General features: G+C 41.9%; 22 protein-coding genes. 20 read left to right on the top strand and 2 right to left on the bottom strand.

Annotated elements, in window-relative coordinates; genetic code table 11:
* The first annotated feature begins 74 nt into the window (after positions 1–74).
* From obgE to rsfS, 5 genes are read left to right on the top strand one after another with little or no spacing between them, the layout of a single operon-like run.
* Positions 75–1,367, top strand: a complete 1,293-nt coding sequence (gene obgE / locus WKT17_RS05560; protein WP_173749743.1) for a GTPase ObgE — start codon at positions 75–77, stop codon at positions 1,365–1,367.
* 19 nt (positions 1,368–1,386) lie between these two features.
* Positions 1,387–1,677 (top strand): ribosome assembly RNA-binding protein YhbY, encoded by a 291-nt coding sequence (yhbY, locus tag WKT17_RS05555; protein ID WP_003021144.1) that lies wholly within the window; start codon positions 1,387–1,389, stop codon positions 1,675–1,677.
* A 26-nt stretch (positions 1,678–1,703) separates the two neighbouring features.
* Positions 1,704–2,342 (top strand): nicotinate-nucleotide adenylyltransferase, encoded by a 639-nt coding sequence (gene nadD, locus WKT17_RS05550; protein WP_173749742.1) that lies wholly within the window; start codon positions 1,704–1,706, stop codon positions 2,340–2,342.
* Positions 2,332–2,940, top strand: a complete 609-nt coding sequence (yqeK, locus tag WKT17_RS05545) for a bis(5'-nucleosyl)-tetraphosphatase (symmetrical) YqeK (RefSeq protein WP_291683319.1) — start codon at positions 2,332–2,334, stop codon at positions 2,938–2,940. Before nadD ends, yqeK begins: the two co-directional genes overlap by 11 nt.
* Complete coding sequence (gene rsfS / locus WKT17_RS05540) at positions 2,933–3,286, top strand: ribosome silencing factor (RefSeq protein WP_173749740.1); 354 nt, start codon at positions 2,933–2,935, stop codon at positions 3,284–3,286. Before yqeK ends, rsfS begins: the two co-directional genes overlap by 8 nt.
* A 92-nt stretch (positions 3,287–3,378) precedes the next feature.
* On the opposite strand, the gene lexA is transcribed toward rsfS, so the two are convergent.
* The gene (gene lexA, locus WKT17_RS05535; protein WP_173749739.1) at positions 3,379–4,005 is read right to left on the bottom strand and encodes a transcriptional repressor LexA; all 627 of its coding nucleotides are present in this window, start codon (positions 4,003–4,005) and stop codon (positions 3,379–3,381) included.
* Positions 4,006–4,217: 212 nt separating this feature from the next.
* On the opposite strand from lexA, the gene yneA reads away from it, so the two are divergent.
* From yneA to WKT17_RS05465, 14 genes are all read left to right on the top strand, one after another.
* Positions 4,218–4,538 carry a cell division suppressor protein YneA gene (yneA, locus tag WKT17_RS05530; protein ID WP_226853673.1) on the top strand — a complete coding sequence of 107 codons (321 nt, stop codon included), beginning with the start codon at positions 4,218–4,220 and terminating at the stop codon, positions 4,536–4,538.
* An 81-nt stretch (positions 4,539–4,619) separates the two neighbouring features.
* Positions 4,620–5,702, top strand: coding sequence for a LacI family DNA-binding transcriptional regulator (locus tag WKT17_RS05525; RefSeq protein ID WP_173749737.1), 1,083 nt, complete (start codon positions 4,620–4,622; stop codon positions 5,700–5,702).
* 126 nt (positions 5,703–5,828) lie between these two features.
* Positions 5,829–7,169 (top strand): sn-glycerol-1-phosphate dehydrogenase, encoded by a 1,341-nt coding sequence (locus WKT17_RS05520; protein WP_173749736.1) that lies wholly within the window; start codon positions 5,829–5,831, stop codon positions 7,167–7,169.
* Between the two features lie 118 nt (positions 7,170–7,287).
* On the top strand, positions 7,288–8,181 hold the full coding sequence (locus tag WKT17_RS05515) for an aldose 1-epimerase family protein (RefSeq protein WP_173749735.1): 894 nt from the start codon (positions 7,288–7,290) through the stop codon (positions 8,179–8,181).
* 24 nt (positions 8,182–8,205) lie between these two features.
* Entirely contained in the window at positions 8,206–9,597 is a 1,392-nt protein-coding gene (locus WKT17_RS05510) for a TrpB-like pyridoxal phosphate-dependent enzyme (protein WP_173749734.1), read from the top strand.
* Positions 9,598–9,725: 128 nt separating this feature from the next.
* A complete protein-coding gene (locus tag WKT17_RS05505) occupies positions 9,726–10,400 on the top strand; it encodes a response regulator transcription factor (protein ID WP_173749733.1) in 675 nt (224 codons plus the stop codon).
* Positions 10,373–11,611 carry a sensor histidine kinase gene (locus WKT17_RS05500; protein WP_173749732.1) on the top strand — a complete coding sequence of 413 codons (1,239 nt, stop codon included), beginning with the start codon at positions 10,373–10,375 and terminating at the stop codon, positions 11,609–11,611. The genes WKT17_RS05505 and WKT17_RS05500 overlap by 28 nt, the downstream gene beginning before the upstream one ends.
* A 145-nt stretch (positions 11,612–11,756) precedes the next feature.
* Complete coding sequence (locus WKT17_RS05495; RefSeq protein WP_173749731.1) at positions 11,757–13,820, top strand: HelD family protein; 2,064 nt, start codon at positions 11,757–11,759, stop codon at positions 13,818–13,820.
* 51 nt (positions 13,821–13,871) lie between these two features.
* Positions 13,872–14,441, top strand: coding sequence for a flavodoxin family protein (locus tag WKT17_RS05490; protein WP_173749730.1), 570 nt, complete (start codon positions 13,872–13,874; stop codon positions 14,439–14,441).
* Between the two features lie 109 nt (positions 14,442–14,550).
* Positions 14,551–15,225: an ABC transporter ATP-binding protein gene (locus WKT17_RS05485; protein ID WP_173749729.1), complete on the top strand. Its 675-nt coding sequence runs from the start codon at positions 14,551–14,553 to the stop codon at positions 15,223–15,225.
* The gene (locus WKT17_RS05480; RefSeq protein WP_294460525.1) at positions 15,222–17,687 is read left to right on the top strand and encodes an ABC transporter permease; all 2,466 of its coding nucleotides are present in this window, start codon (positions 15,222–15,224) and stop codon (positions 17,685–17,687) included. The genes WKT17_RS05485 and WKT17_RS05480 overlap by 4 nt, the downstream gene beginning before the upstream one ends.
* Before the next feature lie 166 nt (positions 17,688–17,853).
* Positions 17,854–18,225 carry a GntR family transcriptional regulator gene (locus tag WKT17_RS05475; RefSeq protein ID WP_340271893.1) on the top strand — a complete coding sequence of 124 codons (372 nt, stop codon included), beginning with the start codon at positions 17,854–17,856 and terminating at the stop codon, positions 18,223–18,225.
* A 3-nt stretch (positions 18,226–18,228) separates the two neighbouring features.
* The gene (locus tag WKT17_RS05470; RefSeq protein WP_340271892.1) at positions 18,229–19,080 is read left to right on the top strand and encodes an ABC transporter ATP-binding protein; all 852 of its coding nucleotides are present in this window, start codon (positions 18,229–18,231) and stop codon (positions 19,078–19,080) included.
* Positions 19,077–19,727 carry an ABC-2 transporter permease gene (locus WKT17_RS05465; RefSeq protein ID WP_173749725.1) on the top strand — a complete coding sequence of 217 codons (651 nt, stop codon included), beginning with the start codon at positions 19,077–19,079 and terminating at the stop codon, positions 19,725–19,727. Before WKT17_RS05470 ends, WKT17_RS05465 begins: the two co-directional genes overlap by 4 nt.
* 100 nt (positions 19,728–19,827) lie before the next feature.
* On the opposite strand, the gene WKT17_RS05460 is transcribed toward WKT17_RS05465, so the two are convergent.
* Positions 19,828–20,532 (bottom strand): FadR/GntR family transcriptional regulator, encoded by a 705-nt coding sequence (locus WKT17_RS05460; RefSeq protein WP_173749724.1) that lies wholly within the window; start codon positions 20,530–20,532, stop codon positions 19,828–19,830.
* 268 nt (positions 20,533–20,800) lie between these two features.
* Here WKT17_RS05460 and WKT17_RS05455 point away from each other — a divergent pair, with 268 nt between their 5' ends.
* Entirely contained in the window at positions 20,801–22,159 is a 1,359-nt protein-coding gene (locus tag WKT17_RS05455) for a GntP family permease (protein ID WP_173749723.1), read from the top strand.
* Positions 22,160–22,193 lie beyond the last annotated feature (34 nt).

The following is a 22,193-nucleotide window of genomic DNA, read 5'->3' as shown; positions in this document are numbered from 1 at the left end:
TTACGATAACAAGGCGGCTTCAAATCTTTCAGGGGTTTGAAGCCACTTTTTTTCAATAAAAGAAAGAGGTTATTATGTTTGCAGACAGAGCAAAAATATATATCCGCTCCGGAAAAGGCGGGGATGGACATGTCAGTTTCCGAAGAGAGCTGTATGTCCCAAACGGCGGTCCTGACGGCGGAGATGGCGGTAAGGGCGGAGATGTCATATTTGAAGTGGATAAAGGTCTGAATGCACTGACCGATTACCGTCATAAAAGTAAATATGCCGCAGGAAACGGTGAAGAAGGCGGCAAAAAAAGATGCCATGGGGCAAATGGAAAAGATATTGTTTTAAAAGTGCCCGAAGGAACCGTTATTAAAGAGGCAGTCAGCGGAAAAGTTATTGCGGATATGTCCGGCGGAAATACCAGACAGATTGTATTAAAAGGCGGCAGAGGCGGAAAGGGAAATCAGCACTATGCTACGGCAACTATGCAGGTCCCTAAATATGCACAGCCCGGCCAGCCGGCACAGGAACTGGAAGTGCAGCTGGAATTAAAAGTCATTGCCGATGTAGGACTTATCGGATTTCCAAACGTAGGAAAATCCACTCTGCTTTCCAGAGTCAGCAATGCCAGACCTCAGATTGCCAATTATCATTTTACAACTCTGAATCCTCATTTGGGTGTGGTGGATTTAGATGACTGCAACGGGTTTGTTATTGCCGATATTCCGGGATTGATTGAAGGCGCGTCAGAAGGTGTGGGCTTAGGACATCAGTTCCTGCGTCATATTGAAAGAACACGGGTTTTAATTCATCTGGTAGACGCAGCGTCCACAGAAGGCAGAGACCCCATTGAGGATATTTATAAAATCAATAAAGAACTGGAAGCCTATGACCCGGAACTTATGAAGCGTCCACAGGTCATTGCAGCAAATAAAATAGATGCCGTGTATGCAGGGGATGAAGACCCGGTGCAGAAGATTCGTGATGAATTTGAACCTCAGGGAATGAAAGTTTTTGCAATTTCTGCGGTAAGCGGAAAAGGATTGAAAGAACTTTTATACTATGTAAAACAGCTTTTGGATACAATAGATAAAGAGCCTGTAATTTTTGAGCAGGAGTTTTTCCCGGAAGACGCACTGATTACAGAAAATCTTCCGTATACAGTAGCACAGGACGAAGAAGACGAGCATGTTTTCATTATAGAAGGTCCAAAGATAGAAAAAATGCTGGGCTATACCAATCTGGATTCCGAAAAAGGGTTCCTGTTCTTCCAGAAATTCTTAAAAGAAAGCGGTATTCTGGAAGATTTGGAGAAAGCAGGTATCCAGGAAGGGGATACGGTTCGTATGTATGGCTTTGACTTTGATTATTATAAATAAGGAAAACAGGAGATAAAGCATGACAAGCAAACAAAGAGCGTATTTAAAAGGGCTTGCAATGACTATGGAACCGATTTTTCAGATTGGAAAATCCAGTTTGACACCGGAAAATACAGCAGCTGTTGCAGAAGCCTTAGAGGCAAGAGAACTGATTAAAATCAGTGTTCTCCAGAACTGTATGGATGACCCGAAGGAAATTGCCGCAGTGCTTGCAGAGCGTACACGTTCTCAGGTCGTACAGGTCATTGGTAAAAAAATTGTGTTATATAAAGAAGGCAAGGATAATAAGAAAAAGATATTTCTGCCATAAAGAATAACAAAAAAGAGGAAAGTGTTATGCGGGAAAAAAGAAAGAGAATCGGTATCATGGGAGGTACTTTTGATCCTATTCATATAGGGCATTTGATTCTGGGAGAAACGGCATATGAACAGTTTCAATTGGATAAGGTGCTGTTTATGCCTGCCGGAAACCCTCCGCATAAAAGAGAAAGAAAAGACCGGGCCAGTGATGAGCAGCGCACAGAAATGGTGAAAAGGGCTATAGCGTCAAATCCGCATTTTGAACTGTCTCTGGAAGAAATGCGGCAGGATGGATATACCTATACCTACAGAACACTGGAAAATTTGCAAAACCAAAATCCGGATACGGAATACTTTTTTATTCTGGGAGCAGACTCTCTGTATGATTTTGAAAAATGGAGAGAACCTTTCCGCATTCTGAATGTCTGTACAATTCTGGTAGCCACCAGAAATCATACCAGTCATCAGCGTTTAGACGAGACCATTGCCGCACTGAAGAAAAAATACGGGGGAAGAATAGAAAAGCTGAATTCTCTGAACATTGATATTTCTTCAGAGCAGATTCGTACCTGGATACAGCAGCGCCGTTCATTGGCCTATTATGTACCGGACCAGGTGATATCTTATATCATGGAGAATAATATATACAAGGGTAGTGATAAAGATGAAATATGATTTTGCGGAAATTGAGAAAAAATTGAAAAAATATCTGGATAAAGACCGTTTTATGCATACCCAGGGAGTGATGTACACAGCGGCAGCCCTGGCTATGGCTCATGGAACCAATATGGAGCAGGCTCGGCTGGCAGGTCTGCTTCACGATTGTGCAAAGTGTATTCCCAATAAAAAGAAGTTGAAAATCTGCCGGAAGCAGGGCATTGAACTCAGTACCTTTGAAAAGCAAAATCCGTTTTTGATTCATGCGAAGCTGGGTGTTTATATTGCAAAAGAGAAGTACGATATACATGACCTGGGAATATTGTCTGCTATCCGCTGGCATACTACAGGGAAAGAGGATATGAGCAGTCTGGAGAAAATAATCTATATAGCGGACTATATTGAACCTGGAAGAGACAGAGCACCCAATCTGTCCTGGGTGAGAAAAGTAGCTTTTATGGATTTAGATGAAGGAATGTATTACATTTTAAAAGACAGCCTTTCCTATCTGGAAACCAGTGCAAAACTTATCGATCCTTATACAGAAAAGGCTTTTCAATATTATGAAGCGCTGCACCTTGGAAAAAAGGAAAAGGAGAACACAGACCATGAATAGTAAAGAAATAGCACGCATGGCTTGCGAGGCCATGGAAGATAAAAAGGCTCAGGATATTAAAATTATTCAGATTGAACAGATTTCAACACTGGCAGACTACTTTATCATTGCCAGCGGAACTAACCGCAGTCAGGTGCAGGCCATGGCAGATAATGTGGATGAAGTGCTGGGAAGAGCCGGTGTAGAAGCCAAACAGATGGAAGGATACCAGAGCGCAAACTGGATTCTTATGGATTACAGAGATGTCGTGATTCATATTTTTGATGAAGAAAACCGTCTGTTCTATGATTTAGAACGTATCTGGAGAGATGGAACTTTAGTTGAGAGAACAGATTTAGATATGTAAAAGCAAGAGAAGAAACTCCATACGAAGTGTGCTCAAGAATACCAAGTGGAAAATCAGAGACGCTTCTATGGGGTTCTTCTTTTTTGCTGAAATTAACGCATAAAACGAAACACACCAATTACTTTTCCAAGAATCTGGAAAACCTGCTCCGGTCCTACAAGGATAGGATCCATGGAATCGTTTTCCGGCTGAAGACGAATATAATCTTTTTCTTTATAAAAGGTTTTTACTGTTGCAGAGTCGTCTACCAGTGCAACAACCTTTTGACCGTTCTCAGCAGTAGGCTGCTGTTCTACAAGCACATAATCTCCGCTGAAAATTCCGGCATTTATCATACTGTCACCTTCTACGACCAGCATAAAAGTTTTGTTGTTGGGCATAAATTCAGAAGGAATGGGGAAATATCCCTCGACATTTTCCATGGCAAGAAGCGGCTGTCCTGCAGCTACTTTGCCAACAATAGGAACATTAACCGTCTCTCTCCGAACCAGATTAAAATTGTCATCTACAATCTCTATGGCACGGGGTTTGGTTGGGTCTCTGCGAATATAGCCGTTTTTTTCCAGTGTTTCAAGATGGGAATGGACAGAGGATGTGGATTTCAGATTCACAGCCTCGCAAATTTCCCTTACAGAAGGAGGAAATCCTCTGTTTAAAATTTCATTTTTCATATATTCTAAAATTTCAGATTGTTTTTGACTTATTTTTCCATATGACATAATCTGGTACCTCCGAATCATCGAAATCTTACTTTTATCATATCACAGCTTTACAGAAAATGCAAACAGATATTCGGAAAGTTTGTTCGTGAAACGAAAATATGTTCGATAAAAGTATTGACAAACATGTGTTCTTGTAGTATGCTGATTGCAGATAGAAAGCAAACAGATGTTCGCGAACATATTTTCGCGATTTTACGGAGGGTATGAGAATGAGAAGTAAATTAAGAAGAAAACGAAGTTTTTTGTATGCTATAGTTTTATTGTGTGCAGTGGTATTAGGAATGCTCTGGGTTACTTCTGATACGGCCAGTGCGGGTACACAGGAGTCTGTACGGCATAAGTATTTTACCAGTATCGAAATAAAAGAGGGAACAAGTCTCTGGGAAATAGCTCAGGAATATCAGACGGAAGAATATGATTCCACAGAAGACTATATCAGAGAAGTTAAAAAGATTAACCACATGAAGAGTGATGTAATTTATGAGGGCTCCTATTTGTGCATTCCATATTACTCTTCAGAAAATAAATAAGCGTGTTCAGTTCTTGCAATGCTTTTTCGCTATGATACAATAGGAGAAGATATTTTATAATTGGGGAAAGGAAAGGCATTCATGAACCGAAAAAAAATTACTTCTACAGATGTAGCCAGAAAGGCAGGCGTTTCTCAGTCAGCTGTGTCCATGATTCTTAATAAAAAATATAATGTCTCTTTTTCAAGAGAAACGATAGAGCGGGTGGAAGAGGCAGCTCGGACATTGGGATATACGAATGAAAAGAAGGCTTCAAGAACCAGGGTGTCCATGAGAGGAACTATTTTTGTCATGTGTCCCAATTTATCCAATCCGTATTATTGTTCTCTTTTACAGGGAATTGAAAAGACAGCACAGAAAAATCGGTATGACGTGTTTTTATGTAATACTAGGAGGGATTATCAAACAGAGGAGAAGTACCTGAAAAAAATAGAAAAACTGAATCCATCGGGAGTCATTTGTACTTTCACGCCGGTATTTACGGAACTTCTTCAAAAGATTTCTGAAAAGATACCGGTTATACTTATTGGAGAGAAAGCTGTTGTGGAAGGAATGGACACAGTGGAACTGAACAGTAAGAAAACAGGTGAACTTCTTGCTGGGCATTTGCTGGAACTGGGACACAGAAAAGCAGCCTTTTTATCCACTCCTCTGACACAGAGGCAATCCGCCAGAAGAGCCAGAATGAAAGGTTTCTGTGAAACTTTTGAAAAAGCAGGATATGGAGACAGTGTTTATATTAAGAGCCTTCCGGAACAGATGGACATTTTATTTCAAGAGGAAGATATGGAATACAGGACAGGATATGAGCTGGCTTTGGAAATGATTAGAGAAGTTCCTGATTTAACTGCCATAGCCGGAAGCAGTGATATGGTTGCTCTGGGAATCCGCGATGCACTTTTAAACCTGCATTACAAAATTCCGGAAGAAATTTCCGTAGTGGGCTGCGACAATTTATTAATTTCCGGAATGAAAGGGATTGACTTGACAACTGTGGAGCATTTTGCCCCCAAAAAAGGGGAAGATGCCTGTCGCCTTCTTCTTGACAAGATAGAAGCAGAACAGGAAAGAGGCGGTTTTTTGAAGGAGGGAATGATTCATCATATAGAATATGAACCTCGCTTGATTATTAGAGGAAGTACATCATATCCTCGGAAATTGTAATTAATATTTTAAAATATTAATAATAGAACGGATTAATATTTTGACATCCAATTTGACCATGAGTATCTTTTATGCTACTCTGCTGTTAGAATTCATGCCATTGAAGCAGAGAAAGGACAGAAAGATATGGAAAAAACAGATTGGAAGGCTTATTTGCAAAAAGAAATTGAATGCAGCTGTGGAAGAACACATTTTTGTGATATTGAGGAAATTCTTATTGAGGAGAATGCAATTTGCCGCCTGCCGGGGATTTTAAGTCGTCATTCCTATAAAAAATTGTGTGTGGTATGTGACGAGCATACGGAAAAAGCCGCCGGTTTCCGGGTGTATGAGGAACTTACAAAAGCAGGATACAACTTTAGCAAGGTTCTTTATCATGAGCCGGAACTGGTGCCGGATGAACAGGCCTTGATTTACCTTTTTACACAGGTACCTCAGGACTGTGATTTAATCATAGCTGTAGGAAGCGGAACGATTAATGATTTGTGCAGGTACGTCAGTTATAAAATGAAAATAGATTATTATGTTGTGGGAACAGCTCCTTCTATGGATGGGTATGCCTCAAATGTCTCTCCACTGATTATCCGTCATTTAAAAACAACTTATACAGCAAGACCGGCCAGAGTGATTATCGGAGATTTACAGGTACTTTGTGAAGCACCCATGCATATGCTTGCTGCAGGCGTCGGGGACATTATTGGGAAATATGTATGTTTGGCAGATTGGCAGCTGGCTCATGAAATAAATGAGGAGTATCTTTGTCCGGAAGTGACAGCATTAGTTCGAAAATCGATAGAGAAAGTAACAGAAAATGCCGAGGCAGCAGCAAAGAGAGAGAAGAATGCAGTAGCTGCTCTTATGGAAGGACTGGTTTTAAGCGGTATTGCAATGAGCTATATTGGAAATTCCCGTCCGGCTTCAGGAAGTGAACATCATATGTCTCACTATTGGGAAATGATGTTTTTGCTGAGACACCAATCTGACCCTTTGCACGGAACAAAAGTAGGAGTGGCAACAGTGGCTGCCCTGCGGTTATATGAAATACTGAAAGAGAAGAAAAACATGGGGCTTTCGCAGCAAGTATCAGCTTTTTCGTATAAAAAGTGGGCAGAAGAAATTGAGGAGGCCTATGGTCCGGCAGCGCCGGAAGTTCTAAAGCTGGAACAGGAGGTTGGGAAAAATGCGGATAATGAGGTTCTGAGAAGACGAAGCGTGTGGGAAGAAAAACAGGAAGAAATCGGGTCTGTTCTGGAAAATCTTCCTTCTGCAAAGACGGTTGCACAGATTTTAAAATCGATGGGAGCACCCAGTTCTCCGGCAGAAATCCAAGTGTCTTTGGAAACTTTTAAAAAGGGGATTTATTTTGCAAAAGATTTGAGGAATCGTTTTGGACTGCTGCAGATTTTGTTTGATTTCAGTTTACAGAAAACATGCAGTGAAATCCTGGAAGAAGAGTTTTACAGATGATATTGTCTGAAATTGCAGAGCCTTTTAAAGACTTTCTTGTATCCCTTGTCCGGCTGTGATAAACTATAAAAAAGTGAAAAGATTACAGACTTGGTATCTGGGAAAGGGAGTTTTTACAATGTACAAGATAGAGAACCAGTATTTAAAAATTGTAGTTTCCTCAAAAGGAGCAGAGTTACAGAGTCTTTTTGATAAGGAAATGAACAAAGAAGTTTTATGGTATGGAGATGAAAAGTTCTGGAAACGCCATTCGCCTCTTTTATTTCCCAATGTAGGGCGTCATTATAAAAATTGCTGCTATTACAACGGAAGGCGCTTTGATACAGACCTACATGGCTTTGCAAAAGATTCAGAGTTTATATGTATAAAACAGGAAGATAATCTTTTGACATTTTCTTTGAGAGATGATGAAGCTACCAGAGCTTATTTTCCATTTTCTTTTGTTTTAAATGTGACTTATCGGCTGACAGAAAGAACGTTGGAGGTTGTCTGGGACGTAGAAAACAACAATGAAGAAAAGATGTACTTTACTATAGGAGGGCACCCGGGATTTAATGTGCCGATTTTGGAGGATACCCGGCAGACAGAATATAAGCTTCTCTTCAACAGAAAAGAAGCACTGGAATACCGCCTTGTCTATGGAGATTCGTGCAATGCAGATGGGGAAAAAACTTACAGGCTGCCTTTAGATACATACGGTGCTTACAGCGGATGTGCGATTACGGAGCATATGTTTGATAAAGATGCTTTGATTTTTGATGGTTCTCAGATTACGCTTGCAGGGATTGCGTATCCGGATGGTACTCCATATATTCTTATGGAATGTGAAGGATTTACGAATTTTGGTATCTGGAGTCTTCCGGGCGCACCTTATATTTGCCTGGAACCATGGAGAGGAAGATGTGATGATTACGGTTTTGAAGGAGACATTTCAGAGAAACCAGATATTGTCTCTGTAGAAGCGGGAGACGTATTCCATCAAAATTACACGATAACCGTATATAAAAAATAACCATAGAAATACAGGAGAAAGCCTATGTCGAATATAAAAAAGGAAATTCCCTATAAAATTTATCTGGAAGAAAGTGAGATGCCAAAAGAATGGTATAATGTCCGGGCGGATATGAAAAACAAACCAGCGCCTCTGTTAAATCCTAAGACTTATCAGCCTATGACGGAGGCAGAATTGGGACAGATTTTTTGTGAGGAACTGGTAAAACAGGAGCTTGACACCACAACTCCTTTTATAGAAATACCGGAAGAAATCAGAAACTTTTATAAAATGTATCGTCCCTCCCCGCTAGTTCGGGCGTATTGTCTGGAAGAAAAGCTGCAGACGCCGGCTAAAATTTATTATAAGTTTGAGGGAAATAATACCAGTGGAAGTCACAAACTGAACTCTGCGATTGCACAGGCTTATTACGCAAAAGAGCAGGGATTGAAAGGGGTTACTACAGAAACCGGAGCAGGACAGTGGGGGACTGCACTGTCTATGGCCTGCGCCTATCTTGGATTGGACTGCCAGGTATATATGGTAAAATGTTCTTATGAACAAAAACCATTCCGAAGAGAGGTAATGAGGACTTATGGTGCTGCAGTCACACCATCGCCTTCAGATACGACAGAGGTAGGAAGAAAAATTTTGAGGGAACACCCAGGCACATCGGGAAGTCTTGGCTGTGCCATTTCAGAGGCTGTGGAGAGGGCTGTACAGCAGGAAGGCTACCGCTATGTTTTGGGAAGTGTGTTAAATCAGGTGTTATTGCATCAGACAGTGATTGGACTGGAGACAAAAACAGCTTTAGAAAAATATGATATCCAACCAGATATCATTATTGGTTGTGCCGGAGGTGGTTCTAATCTGGGAGGTCTGATTTCTCCGTTTGTGGGAGAAAAATTAAGAGGAGAAAAGGATTATCAGATTATTGCAGTGGAACCTGCTTCCTGTCCGAGCCTTACCCGAGGAAAGTTTGCCTATGATTTTTGTGATACAGGTATGGTTACGCCTTTGCAGAAAATGTATACATTGGGCAATAATTTTATTCCTTCTGCCAATCATGCAGGGGGACTTCGCTATCACGGCATGAGTTCCATTTTATCTCAGCTGTATCATGATGGCCTGATGGAAGCCCGGGCGGTAGAACAGACATCTGTATTTGAGGCTGCAGAGCAGTTTGCAAGAATAGAAGGAATTCTGCCTGCGCCGGAAAGCGCACATGCAATTCGTGTGGCTTTAGACGAAGCAATTCGGTGCAAAGAGACTGGAGAAGAAAAAACCATCGTTTTCGGATTGACCGGAACTGGATATTTTGATATGTACGCATATGAAAAATTCAACAATGGGCAGATGACAGATTATATTCCCACAGAGAAAGATTTGGAACAGGGATTTGCAGGAATTCCCAGATTTCCGGGGAATGAATTTTAAATGACAAAGTTCTGAACATATCTTAAAAGGAGTTGCGGCTGCTGCATGAAGCAGGAATATTCTTGACAGGTACTTAATGCGGCAGCCGTACCTTTGTCTATATCATATCTGTTTTAGGAGTGCAGACGATGAAACGAATATTATTACTGGAAGATGATAAAGCCTTAAATAGGGGAATTTCTCTGAAACTGGAAAAGGAAGGATACGAAGTTTTGTCCGCTTTTTCTCTCAAAGAAGCAAAAGCGCTGTTTCAGAAAGGGAGCATAGATTTGGTTATTAGCGATATTACGCTTTCCGATGGCAGTGGAATGGATTTTTGCAGAGAGGTAAGACAAAAAAGCGAAGTTTTTATTATTTTTCTTACTGCCCTGGACCAGGAAGTGGACATTGTCAATGGATATGACTGTGGTGCAGATGACTATATGACAAAACCTTTTAGTCTTTTGGTATTGATTTCCAAAGTAAATGCATTAATGCGCAGAGCCGGGCAGCAAGAGGGACAGATTTTGCTTTCGGATGGCATCGAAGTGAATTGTCTTACTATGCAGGTATACAGGCAGAAAGAGCCTGTAATATTGAGTAAGAAAGAGCTGCAGCTTTTAATTTGTCTGATGGAACACGCAGGGACCGTTATGACAAAGGAGCAGATACTGGAAATGGTATGGGACAGAGAGGGACAGTTTGTAGACGAAAATACGGTGACCGTTAATATTAGCCGGCTGAAAAGCAAACTGCATACCAATGCCATAGAAAATGTAAGGGGATTGGGATACATATGGACAGACACGGTAACAAAGAAATAAAAAGCATGGCCGCAGTGCTTGGGTGTGTGATGGCAGGAATTTTATTGCTGTCTTCGGTTTATCTGGTGTATCGTTATGAGGAGAGGAACAGGCAGGCAGCACAACTGGCTTTGCGGTATCCATGGTCAGAAGGTGTCTGGATAGAAATCAGAGAAGCAAAGAATACTGCCGATACCAAACAGGCGGATCGAGAAAAACAGAAAGAACTGCAGGAAAAATACGGATACTATTTTTTCTCTGCAAAGGAAAGCAAAGAAATTTTGCTTTTGTTTGCTTCGGAGATACTGATAATTGCAGGGATTTTTGCAGGTGCGGTGTTTTTTATCAGAAAAAGAGCAAAAACAGAAGAAAATCTGGAACGGGCGCAGATAAAAGTATTGGAAGACAGTATGGAACGCTTTATGGATGGAAATTTTGATACCGCAGAACTTTTGAACATCCAGTCAGATTATTTGTGGGGCTTAAGAGAGAAAGAAGAAAAGCTGGGAACTTACATAGAAAATATGAAGGAGCGCCTGGAACAGGAAGAGAGCAGTACAAAAGCCCTGATTACGGATATTTCCCATCAGTTGAAAACTCCTTTTGCAGCTTTCAGAGTATGCTATGAAATGATGGAGGATGATACACTTACAGAAGAAGAGGGGAAGGAGTTTTACATACAGGGAAAGCAGGAATTGGAGAACCTGGGAAAACTCATGGAACTGCTGCTGAATATGTCCAGGCTGGAAGGCAGCATGATTCATTTGGAGCCGCAGGTGAGAAGTCTGAAGAAAACCATTCTTGGAGCAGTCAATACGGTGATTATGAAGGCTGTAGATAAAAACATAGAACTTTCGGCAGAACTGGAGGACTGTTATTCAAATCATGATTTTCGCTGGACCCAGGAGGCCATGATTAACGTTCTGGACAATGCCATTAAGTATTCAAAGCCAGGGAAGAAAGTAGAAATACGCATGCGGAAGCTGACCTCTTATGTACTCATTGAAGTATTCGATGAGGGAATTGGAATTCCGAGAAAGGACAGAAACAAGATTTTTCAGAGGTTTTATCGTGGTGAGGAAGCGAGAGAAATGGAACGTGATGGTGCAGGCGTAGGTCTTTATTTGGCCAGGCAGATTCTGGAACAGCAGGGGGGCACCATTTGCGTCAAAGATAGAAGCGGTATTTTAGGAAGCTGTTTTCACATTATGCTGCCCTTGGCTGAAGCTTGACAAAGAGAGGATAAAACTTCTGGTATTTTTTTCAATCCTGTGCTATAATGGTAAACCGCCTAAACTGGAGGATGCTGTAAAATTTGAGAAAACGGTGTCCGAGTCAGATTTTAGAGTGAAATTTGCGAATAGTGAGGGAAAGAAAATGGAAAAAAATCAGGATATGCTGTTAGAACAACAGCGTCTATTGTCGTGTCTGGAAATCATCCGGGAAAACATTCGGGAGTATGAAGAAAAAGAAGCGGTCAGTAAAAAAGAAGTGACACAACTTTTTCAGGCTGTGAAGAAAGGGGAGGGTGACTCCTTTGGTCTGCTGGAAGCGGAGAAAAATATTCTGGAGCACATACAGAATTCTCTGCGGAAAAACAGGGCAGCGCTGAACAAGGCATACTTTGGCAGAATTGACTATGATGACGAATCTTATGGTGTGACAGAAAGCCGTTATATCGGAAAAAACGGTGTTACACGAAATTCCAATGAGGTAATGATTGTAGACTGGAGAGCCCCGGTTTCCAGTGTTTATTATGAAAATGAACTGGGAAAAGGCAGTTATGAAGTACCGGGGAGTGAGCCTGTAAACATCCGGCTTTTCAAAAAGAGAACTTATGATTTGCAGGGAGAGAAGCTGCTGGGATTTTATGACAATGATACAGCGGCCAGTGATGAACTTTTGGTAAAATATCTTTCTCAGCATAAGGAAGCCGTGCTGGGAGACATCATTGCAACCATTCAGAAAGAACAAAATGAAATTATCCGTGCTACGCCATATAAAAACATGATTGTACAGGGCGTGGCAGGCAGTGGGAAAACCACAGTGGCACTTCACAGGATTTCTTATATTCTGTATAACTATGAAGAGGTATATAAGCCATCGGAATTTTGTATTGTGGGAAGCAGCGATATGCTTTTGAACTATATCAGCAGCGGTTTGCCGGAACTGGACGTGAACCATGTGCGTCAGATGAGGATGGACGTGTTCCTTCCTTACCTCATGGAAAAGTCCTGGAAGAAAAAGTTCAGCATCATAGAAGAAGACACCAAGGCCTGCAAAAAAAGCAGACTGGATTTTGTATATGCACTGGAATGCTTTTTGAAAAAGTGGATAGAGAAACATTTGAATTTACAGGATATTCGGGACCGGGAATTAGGTGTGATACTGTCTCAAGAGAATATGCAGGATACCAGAAGCCGAAACCCGGAGCTGTCCCTGTTTCAGTTAGAGAAGCTGTTGAACCAGCGAACCCGTCAGCGAATTCAGTTTTTGTGTACGGAAAAGGAAGAGGGATTTCGCAAAGAAAAGCAGAAAGCGTACCGGAATTATTTTTGTTCTTCTAAAAATAAGTGGACAGAAATACAGATATACAGAACGTTTCTGGAAGAACTGGAACAGGCAGGCGATGAAACACATAAATTTGAAGGCGGGTATAAGGAAACCATAGCGCATGTGGAAAAGGGGCAGATGGATTTGTATGATACAGCGGCGCTGTGTCTTATCCGAAAGAGAATTTTTCTGAAAAAAGAGACGGATGAATTCAGTCAGATAATTCTGGACGAAGCCCAGGACTTTGGAGAGACGGTATACTATGTACTTCGTCAGGTGCTTCCCCGCTGTTATTTTACCATTATGGGAGATGTATCTCAGAATATTCGGTATGAGACAGGTTTAAATGACTGGGAAGATTTGAAAAAGATTCTTCTAAGAGATGACAGGGATAGTTTTTATCTGCTGGCTAAGAGTTACCGAAACACCATTGAAATTTCCCAGTACGCAGGAAGAGTCTTGGAAAAAGCCTCTCTTGGGAATTATAAAATACAGCCGGTTATCCGCCATGGAAATCCGGTCTGCGTTCAAATGCAGCAAAGAAAAGACATTGGAAAACAACTGAAAGCATTGCTGGAAAACATACAGCAGAAAGGCTTTGAAACGATTGCTGTCATCTGCAGAGATGAAAAGGATACAGAGACTGTACGGAAAGTTCTGCAGACAGAACAGGAAGAGGGCTTTCATAATGGAATTATGGTACTTCCGGTTACGCTGACAAAAGGATTGGAATTTGACGCCGTAGTTTTATGGCAGCCGGATACATTGCGATACGAAATGAATGTAAAGGAAGCCAAACTGCTGTATGTGGCTATTACCAGAGCTTTGCATGAGTTGTATCTGCTGGGAGAAAATGAACAGACGGAATTGCTGAAAAGCCGTTCTTAGAGTATAATAAGATAGAAATTTAAAAGTTATGGAGAAAGGAATGAAAATAATATGAAAGTATTGTTATTAAATGGAAGTCCCAGAAAGGCAGGCTGTACCTTTACAGCTTTAAGTACAGTTGCAGAGGCATTAAAGGAAAATGGTATTGAGACAGAAATTTTTCAGGCAGGAAATCCGGATAAAGAGCTGGTAAAGGAAGCTGCTCTGAAGCTGAAAGAAGCAGATGGTATTATTGTAGGTTCTCCGGTATACTGGGCTTCTCCCACAGGGCAGATTATAGAATTCATGGATAAGTTGTGTTCCCTGGCAGGAAAGGATATGCTGTATAAACCGGCTGCTGCCGTAGCTTCTGCCAGAAGAGCCGGCACAACCGCGACCTTAGATGTTCTGACAAAATATTTTGCCTTTCATCAGATGCCAATTATCTCCTCCAATTACTGGAATATGGTGCATGGAAATACACCGGAAGAGGTAAAACAGGATGAAGAAGGACTGCAGATTATGCGTGTGCTGGGAAAAAATATGGCATGGACACTGAAATGCATTGAGGCCGGAAAAAAAGCGGGAATAGAAGCACCCAAGCCGGAAGAAAAAATCAAAACAAACTTTATTCGCGGATAATTACAAAAAGAATTACAAAACTGTAAGGTTCCTGTCAGCAAATTGCAAGTCTTCTGTTGTATTATGCATAGTAGAGACAGAAAGAACAGAACAGAAGGGAGCATGACAGATGAAACCAATGGTAGAAATCAGAAATTTAAAGAAATATTACGGAAAGGGAGAAAATCTGGTAAAGGCAGTAGACCATACGAATCTGACGATAGAGAGAGGGAAGTTTACAGCGATTGTAGGAAGGTCCGGTTCCGGAAAAAGTACCATGCTGCATTTAATGGGCGGTCTGGACAGACCGGATAAAGGCAGGGTGTTTATTGACGGGGAAGACATTTTTAAACTGAAGGATGAACAGCTTGCAGTATTCCGAAGGAAAAAAATAGGTTTTATTTTTCAAGACTACAATCTGCTTCCTTCTTTGAACGTATGGGAAAATATTGTACTTCCTCTGGGATTGGATAATAAAAAGGTTGACCATAATTATGTTATGGAAATTATAAAAACCATTAGCATCGAGGATAAGCTGAAAAATCTTCCCAATGCTCTTTCCGGAGGACAGAAGCAGAGAGTGGCCATTGCCAGAGCACTTGCTTCACGGCCTTCGATTATTCTGGCCGATGAACCCACCGGAAATCTGGATTCCCGGACAGAATTGGAGGTTATTGCACTTCTGAAAACCTGTGTGACCAAATACGGACAGACTTTGGTGATGATTACCCATGATGAAACCATTGCTCAGATGGCAGACGAGATTATTGTCATTGAAGACGGTAAGGTGGTGACGGCAGAATGAAGACGGTAACCAGAACGGCTTTCTCCAATATCAGGGCGAATAAAAGCCGAAATATTTTAACAGGTATCGCCATTTTTCTCACCACCCTTCTGCTGTTTGTGATTCCCGGCGTTGGATTTGGTGTTGTGAATCTGGAATTTGCGGCAGTAAATCAGGTATATCCAACCTTTCATGGGCTGTATCGCGACGTGTCTCCCCAGACTGCACAGAATCTGAAGGCTTCGGACCGTCTGGAAAGTATGGGCCTGCGGTGTGACCCGGCTGTTATGGTAAACGAAACATACACCATCAGTATGGTGTATCTGGACGAAACTTGTGCCGAACTGAACAAATCAGAATTAGCAGAGGGGCATTTTCCACAGAAGGAGAATGAAATTGTGGTGTCCGAAGGACTGTTAAAGGCCATGGGACTGGAGGGAAGGATAGGTGATACTATCCGCGTGCCCTACCAGCCTATAACAAATGAAGGCCTGGATTACAGCAGGGAAAAGGATTTCGTTATTTGCGGTATGACAGCAGACAGCCAGATAAATGAAGACAAGAAGTTATACAGCGCCTTTGTTTCTGAAGAATTTGTGAAGCAGAATTTTCCCGTGACAGATATTTCCTACCGCGTCTATTTTCGCCTTCCAACGGTACCTTCAGCTACAACAGATGACATGGAAGAGGAGATGAAAGACATTGCTGCTGCCTTTGAGATTCCTGAAGACAGCCTGGTGGTAAATACAGAATATCTGGCAGCCAATTATGTGGATCCCTCTACCATTCCTATGATTATAATGATTATGCTGATTGTGGTACTGGCCGGAGTGATTACCATTTACAGTATATATTATGTATCCATGATTCATAAGGTACAGGAGTACGGCCGATTAAAAGCCATAGGAGCCACAAAACACCAGATTCGCCAGATTGTTCTGAGGGAAGGATTTTTTACGGCAGCGTTTGCCATTCCGGCAGGTCTGTTGGCAGGAACAGCTACATTGGAGGGAGTTTTTCCTTTGATGTATAAAATCATAAATGCGGATAAGAAAGAAGACATGGTGATAACTGCCATATCTGAGATTGTAAAGAATCACAAAGTACAGTATCTTCATGCATGGCTGTATTTTCTGGCTGCAGGTGTGGCGCTTATGACCGTTTACCTTTCACTTTTGAAGCCTATGAAAATTGCCGCCCGAATTTCTCCCATAGAGGCGCTTCGCTATAACGGAGAAGGCCGTAAGGGAAAAGGAACGAGAAAGGGTTACGAATATCTGAACTTGTTCCGCCTGACCTGCTCCAATCTGTCAAGGAATAAAAAGAGAACAGTGATTACCATTGTTTCCATGGCGATTACCGGAGTTTTCTTCGTGACCGTGTCTGCCGGTTTATCCTGCGCAGCTCCCAGAGAGTCTGCTGCTTCCAGTATTGACGGACAGTATTATCTTTCTGTTATTACAGAATCCGGAAATAAAGAACATCCGGAACTGGAATGGAGTCAGGTTCAGCAGAACAATCCTCTGACACCGGAATTTATCCGGGGAATTGAGAGTCTGGATGGTGTGGAGAAGACAGAAGTAAAACCGTGTATTCCATTGAAGAATAAAAAATTTGAAGAACAGTTATCCCTTGTAGGTTACTCGGAAAATTATGCTGAAATACTGGAAAAGGGTATTGTAGAAGGAAAAGTAACTTATGAAGAACTGCAGAAAGGCAATAAAGTCATTCTTTCTAAGACAGCGCTTCACTGGTATCCGGAACTGAAAGTAGGAGATAAAATTACGTTCCAGTATTCGGACGGCAATGTAGAAAAGGAGAAAAGCCTGGAGATTGCGGCAATTGGGAATTATTCAGAGGGTATTGTCAATTATTCAACTTTTCTCACTGCCAAGAGCGCAGTCAATGCTATGAGCCAATACAATGTCAATGACGCCCTGAGTATTTTTGCAGACAAGGACTATGATGCAGAGTTGGAAAAGGCCTTGGTTGCTGCCTGTGAAAAGGCCGGTGGTATCGAGCTTGCAGATTCCTGGCAGAAGGGGTATGAAGAATATAAAACATCTATGTCCTTTATGTATCTGTCCTGCTATGTTTTCCTTGGAATCTTAGGTGTTATCTGTATGATGAACATGATGAATACCATGATAAACAGCATTCATGTGAGGAAGAAAGAACTTGGTATGATGCAGGCCATCGGCTTGTCAGATAAACAGCTTGTGAAGATGCTGAATCTGGAAGGACTGTTCTATACCATGGGAACTCTGCTTTGCTCTGTGAGTCTGGGCAGTTTTACAGGTTACCTGTTTTTCCTCTATGCAAAAGAAAACCATATCATGGGGATTCAGTATTTCCATTATCCTACCCAGGCGATTCTTGGTCTGATTATTGTGATGATACTGCTTCAGGTTATCCTCAGTACGGCCATTGGAAAATCTTTGAAAAAAGAGTCTTTAATGGAAAGAATTCGCTTCAGCGAATGACAAATAGATTGGAAACATAGAGTTGCAGGAAAAACCGCTGCGTGAGACAGAAAAATGTCTGTCGCAGCGGTTTTTCTCTTAAAAAATAAAAAACAGTATATAACAGTATAAAACAGTTGACAACAGTTCTATGCTGTTATATACTGTTTACAAGAGGAGGAAAACCATGAAGATTATAATCCATCACTCATCCATGGTCCCCATTTACGAGCAGCTCGTGGACCAGATAAAAACTATGATATTAAACGAAGAATTAAATCCGGGAGAGATTCTTCCTTCTGTGCGCGGTCTGGCAAAAGAATTGAAAATCAGCGCCCTCACAGTAAAGAAATCTTACGATACCCTGGAGGCAGAAGGCTTTACCATTACCGTACACGGAAAGGGGACTTATGTGGCCCAGGTCAACCGGGATGCCAAGCTGCAGGAGCAGCAGAAGGAAATAGAGGCAGAATTTGAGCATGCCATAGAGAAAGCCAGAAGGTACGGCATGACAGAGGAAGATATCCGGGCAGTTTTCGACCTGATTATGGAGGAATAGAGTATGTTGAAAATCAAAGATTTAAGAAAGTCTTACGGAACCTTTGAGTTAAATTGTTCCATGGAAATTCCCGCAGGCTGCATTACCGGACTGGTGGGCTCCAACGGTGCGGGAAAGAGCACAACCTTTAAATCTGTTTTAGGGCTGATTTCCATAGACGGAGGAAGCATAGAGGTTTTCGGAAAGGAGATACATACCTGGACAAAAGCGGAAAAGCAGCGGATGGGAGTGGTGCTGGCAAATGGGGGATTTAATACATATCTTACGATGAAAGATATGGAAACCGTGCTTTCCCGGATGTACCCCCGGTTTGACAGAGCCATGTTCCGGGAATACTGCCGCCGCTATCAACTTCCGGCAGACAAAAGAATCAAAGAGTTTTCCACAGGTATGCTGACAAAGGCGAAAATTCTGGCAGCCATTACTCATAAAGCAGATTTACTGCTTTTGGATGAGCCCACCACCGGACTGGATGTTCTGGCCAGAGAAGAGTTGTTGGATATGCTGCGGGCCTACATGGAGGAAAACGAAGAGAGAACCATTTTGATTAGCTCTCATATTTCTACAGATTTGGAGGGGCTTTGTGATGATTTGTATATGATAGACAACGGAGAGATTGTACTTCATGAGGAAATGGATGTACTGCTGGGGCAGTACGGTATTTTAAAGGTGACACAGAGCCAGTTCGATGCCATGGAAAAACAGTATTTGCTGCGGGTAATGAAAGAAAGCTATGGTTATCGTTGTCTGACCAGAGAAAAGCAGTTTTATATGGAAAATTATCCTAACCTTGCGTTAGAAAAGGGAAACGTGGACGAAGTGATTGCCATGATGGTGAAGGGAGAAGCAATATGAAAGGATTATTACTGAAAGATTTTGCCCTGATGAAGGGACAGCGAAGATTTTTTTTGATGTTGCTGCTGATTGGAATGATTCCGGCGCTGGCCGGAGGCAATGTGGGTTTTCTTACCGTCTATCTGCCTTTTGGCTTCTGCTTTTTTACCATATCTACTATCAGTTATGATGAGATTGACAATAGCCTGCCCTTTTTGCTGATTCTTCCGGTTAGCAGAAGAGAATACGCAGGAGAAAAATATGTGTACGGCATAATCTGTGGAGTTGGAACTTTGGTGTTATGCCAGCTTTTGGGTATAGGATATGGCATATTCCATGATGATTTTCTGATGATTCCCTATTTTGTTCAAGGAGGAGTCACAGCTGTAATTATGATAGTTTTTTTTGCAATTATGATTCCCATACAACTGAAATTTGGGAGTGAAAAGGGAAGAATTTTTCTCTTTGCTATTGTGATAGCAGTAATGGGAAGTATAGCTGTGCTCAATCGTCTGCTTCATCTTAGCATAGAAGCAGAGAAAGCCGTGGGATTTTTGGCAGATATTCCCGTATGGGGATATATTTTGGGCAGTATCGTGTTGTGTGTACTGGCATTGGGAATCTCCTACAGTATCAGTGTCAAAATTATGGAGAAAAAAGAGCTGTAGAGGAAAAATATTTTTAGCAATGAGCGAAGAGAGACTTTTTTCAGATAGACCCTGGAGGGCTGCTGAGAAGTCTCTCTTTTTATCTGCGGGCCAGAAAATATCAGGTTTCTGCCATTTTCTGAATCAGTCGCCGGTTATAGACTAAATGCAAGTACATGGCATCCTGCGCACGGACAGAGTCGTGGGCGCAGATAGCTTCTGTGATTTCCCTGTGAGTTTCTATCGTCTCTGTGTAGAGACGGCTTTTGGTTATTTCCACAAACAAAGGAATAGAACTGTTAATGACAGGAATCAGGCGGGGAACCACCAGATTCTTGCTGCTCATGGCAATGGCCGTATGAAATTCAATATCTTTTTGAATGTGATTTTTCTGTTGGAGCAGTAAATCTTCCACTTCGCTGCACAAAGCAGTGATTTTCCGGATGTCGTTTTCATCTGCCCATTTTGCAGCCATTGCAGCAATGGAAGGTTCAAGTAAAAAGCGTACGTCCAGCAAGTCTGCCACCAGTTTCTTTTTATCGCCTATAAAAGTGAAACCAAGAGGGTCTTCTACCATTCCGGGAGAAGCAGCTACATAAGTTCCGGAACCCTGACGGATAGTGACAATATTTCGGGAAGCGAGAAGCTTCATGGCTTCACGAATGGAACTGCGCCCGGCATGGAGCCGATTCGACAGGTTTGATTCGTTAGGCAGCTTGTCTCCGGGCTGCAGATGTTCTTCTAAAATCAATGCAATGATATCCTCGGCTATTTTCTGCGGAAGACTTTTTTCATCTAAAGCGTCTGGTGAGATCGGATTGGTCATACGTTTTCCTCGTTTCTTTTAAATGTATCCTTTGTTCTATATAATAAAGTAGAAGGAGATTTCTTGTCAAATCGTGAAAATGCACAAAAAACAAAAGTGAAAATTGGATAAAATTACGATGTTGTTTTTTGCAAATGAAAAAATTATAATGTTAAACATCGGATGAATTTGGAGAATAAATAGATTGCAATGAAGTAAAAACAAAAAAACAAAGTGAAAATCAAAAAAAACATGAAAAAACATCAGATGATTTAGGAGGAATACAAAAATGGCAGATACAACATTTACAGCCGACCCAACAAGACTGATGGTGGCTGCCGCAGTTGGAATTGTAGTTTTGCTGGTGCTTATTATCAAAATGAAATTGCACCCGGTGTTATCTATGATGATTTCCGCTATTCTCATTGGAATCGGAGCAGGCATGCCGCTGTCTATGATTTCTGAGACTGTGGAAAAGGGAGTGGGAGAAACCCTTCAGGGAATTGCCTTACTGGTAGGACTTGGCTCTATGTTTGGAGGCATTCTGGAATCCAGCGGAGGTGCGAGAGTAGTTGCCCAGACGTTAATCAACAGATTTGGACAGAAAAAGGCAGGGGCAGCGCTGGCTATCACCGGACTGGTCATTGGAACTACAGTATTTTTTGAAGCCGGAGTTGTGGTATTGATTCCGCTGGTTTTCAGCGTGGCAAAGCAGACCCGAAAGTCCACCCTGTATTATGCGATTCCTCTTCTGGCAGGATTGGCCAGCGGATATGCCTTCGTGCCGCCTTCTGCTGCGTCTGTGCTGGTCTCCGATGCTCTTGGCGTAAATCTGGGAACTATGATTTTACTTGGCGTTCCTACAGCAATTCTCAGCATGACCACAGCAGGAATTATCTGGGGCAGATTTATTGGAAATAAGATTTTTACCGAGTTACCCCAGAATGTAAAGGAAATTCATGATGAAAAGGAGGAAACCTTTCCTTCTTTCGGACTTGTGCTGGGGGTTATTCTGGTGCCGCTGGTATTGATTCTTTGCAGTACACTTGCAGAATACATGCCTTTTCCACAAGAAGTTAAAGATGGATTGAAATTTTTAGGAGAACCTTTTCTGGCACTTACGATAGCTACTTTATTCTCTATGTATTTTCTTGGAATACGGAGAGGAATGTCCAAAAGTCAGTTGAAGCAGATACTGGAGCACTCTTTGCGCCCGGTTGGCATGATTCTTCTGGTGATTGCCAGCGGTGGTGTTATCCGCTGGATGCTTCAGGATTCCGGCCTGGGAAATGTGATTGGACCTATGCTGGAGAACAGTGACTTACCTCTGATACTTGTGGCTTTTTTCATTGCGCTTCTTGTGAGAGCGTCTGTAGGAAGTTCTATTGTAGCCATTACTATGGCATCAGGTATCATGGCTTCTATGCCGGCGGTCATGGGAGAGAATATGTTGTACCGCGGGGCTATGTGTCTGGCTATCTGCGGGGGAGCTACGGCTTTGAGTCATGTGAATGATGCAGGTTTCTGGCTGGTGGGAACATTTCTGGAAATTGATGAAAAGACTACATTGAAAACCTGGACCATTATGGAGACAATCGTAGGTGTTACAAGTTTGCTTGTAGGACTGGTCGTTTCTATGTTTGCATAAGCTCCATGATGAAAGGAAAATGGCGGAAAATAAA

The organism is Blautia sp. HCN-20427 (assembly GCF_037890365.1).
Taxonomy (GTDB): Bacteria; Bacillota; Clostridia; order Lachnospirales; family Lachnospiraceae; genus Blautia.
Note: the sequence above shows the minus strand (reverse complement) of the source record. Positions and strands in the feature narration are given on the sequence as shown.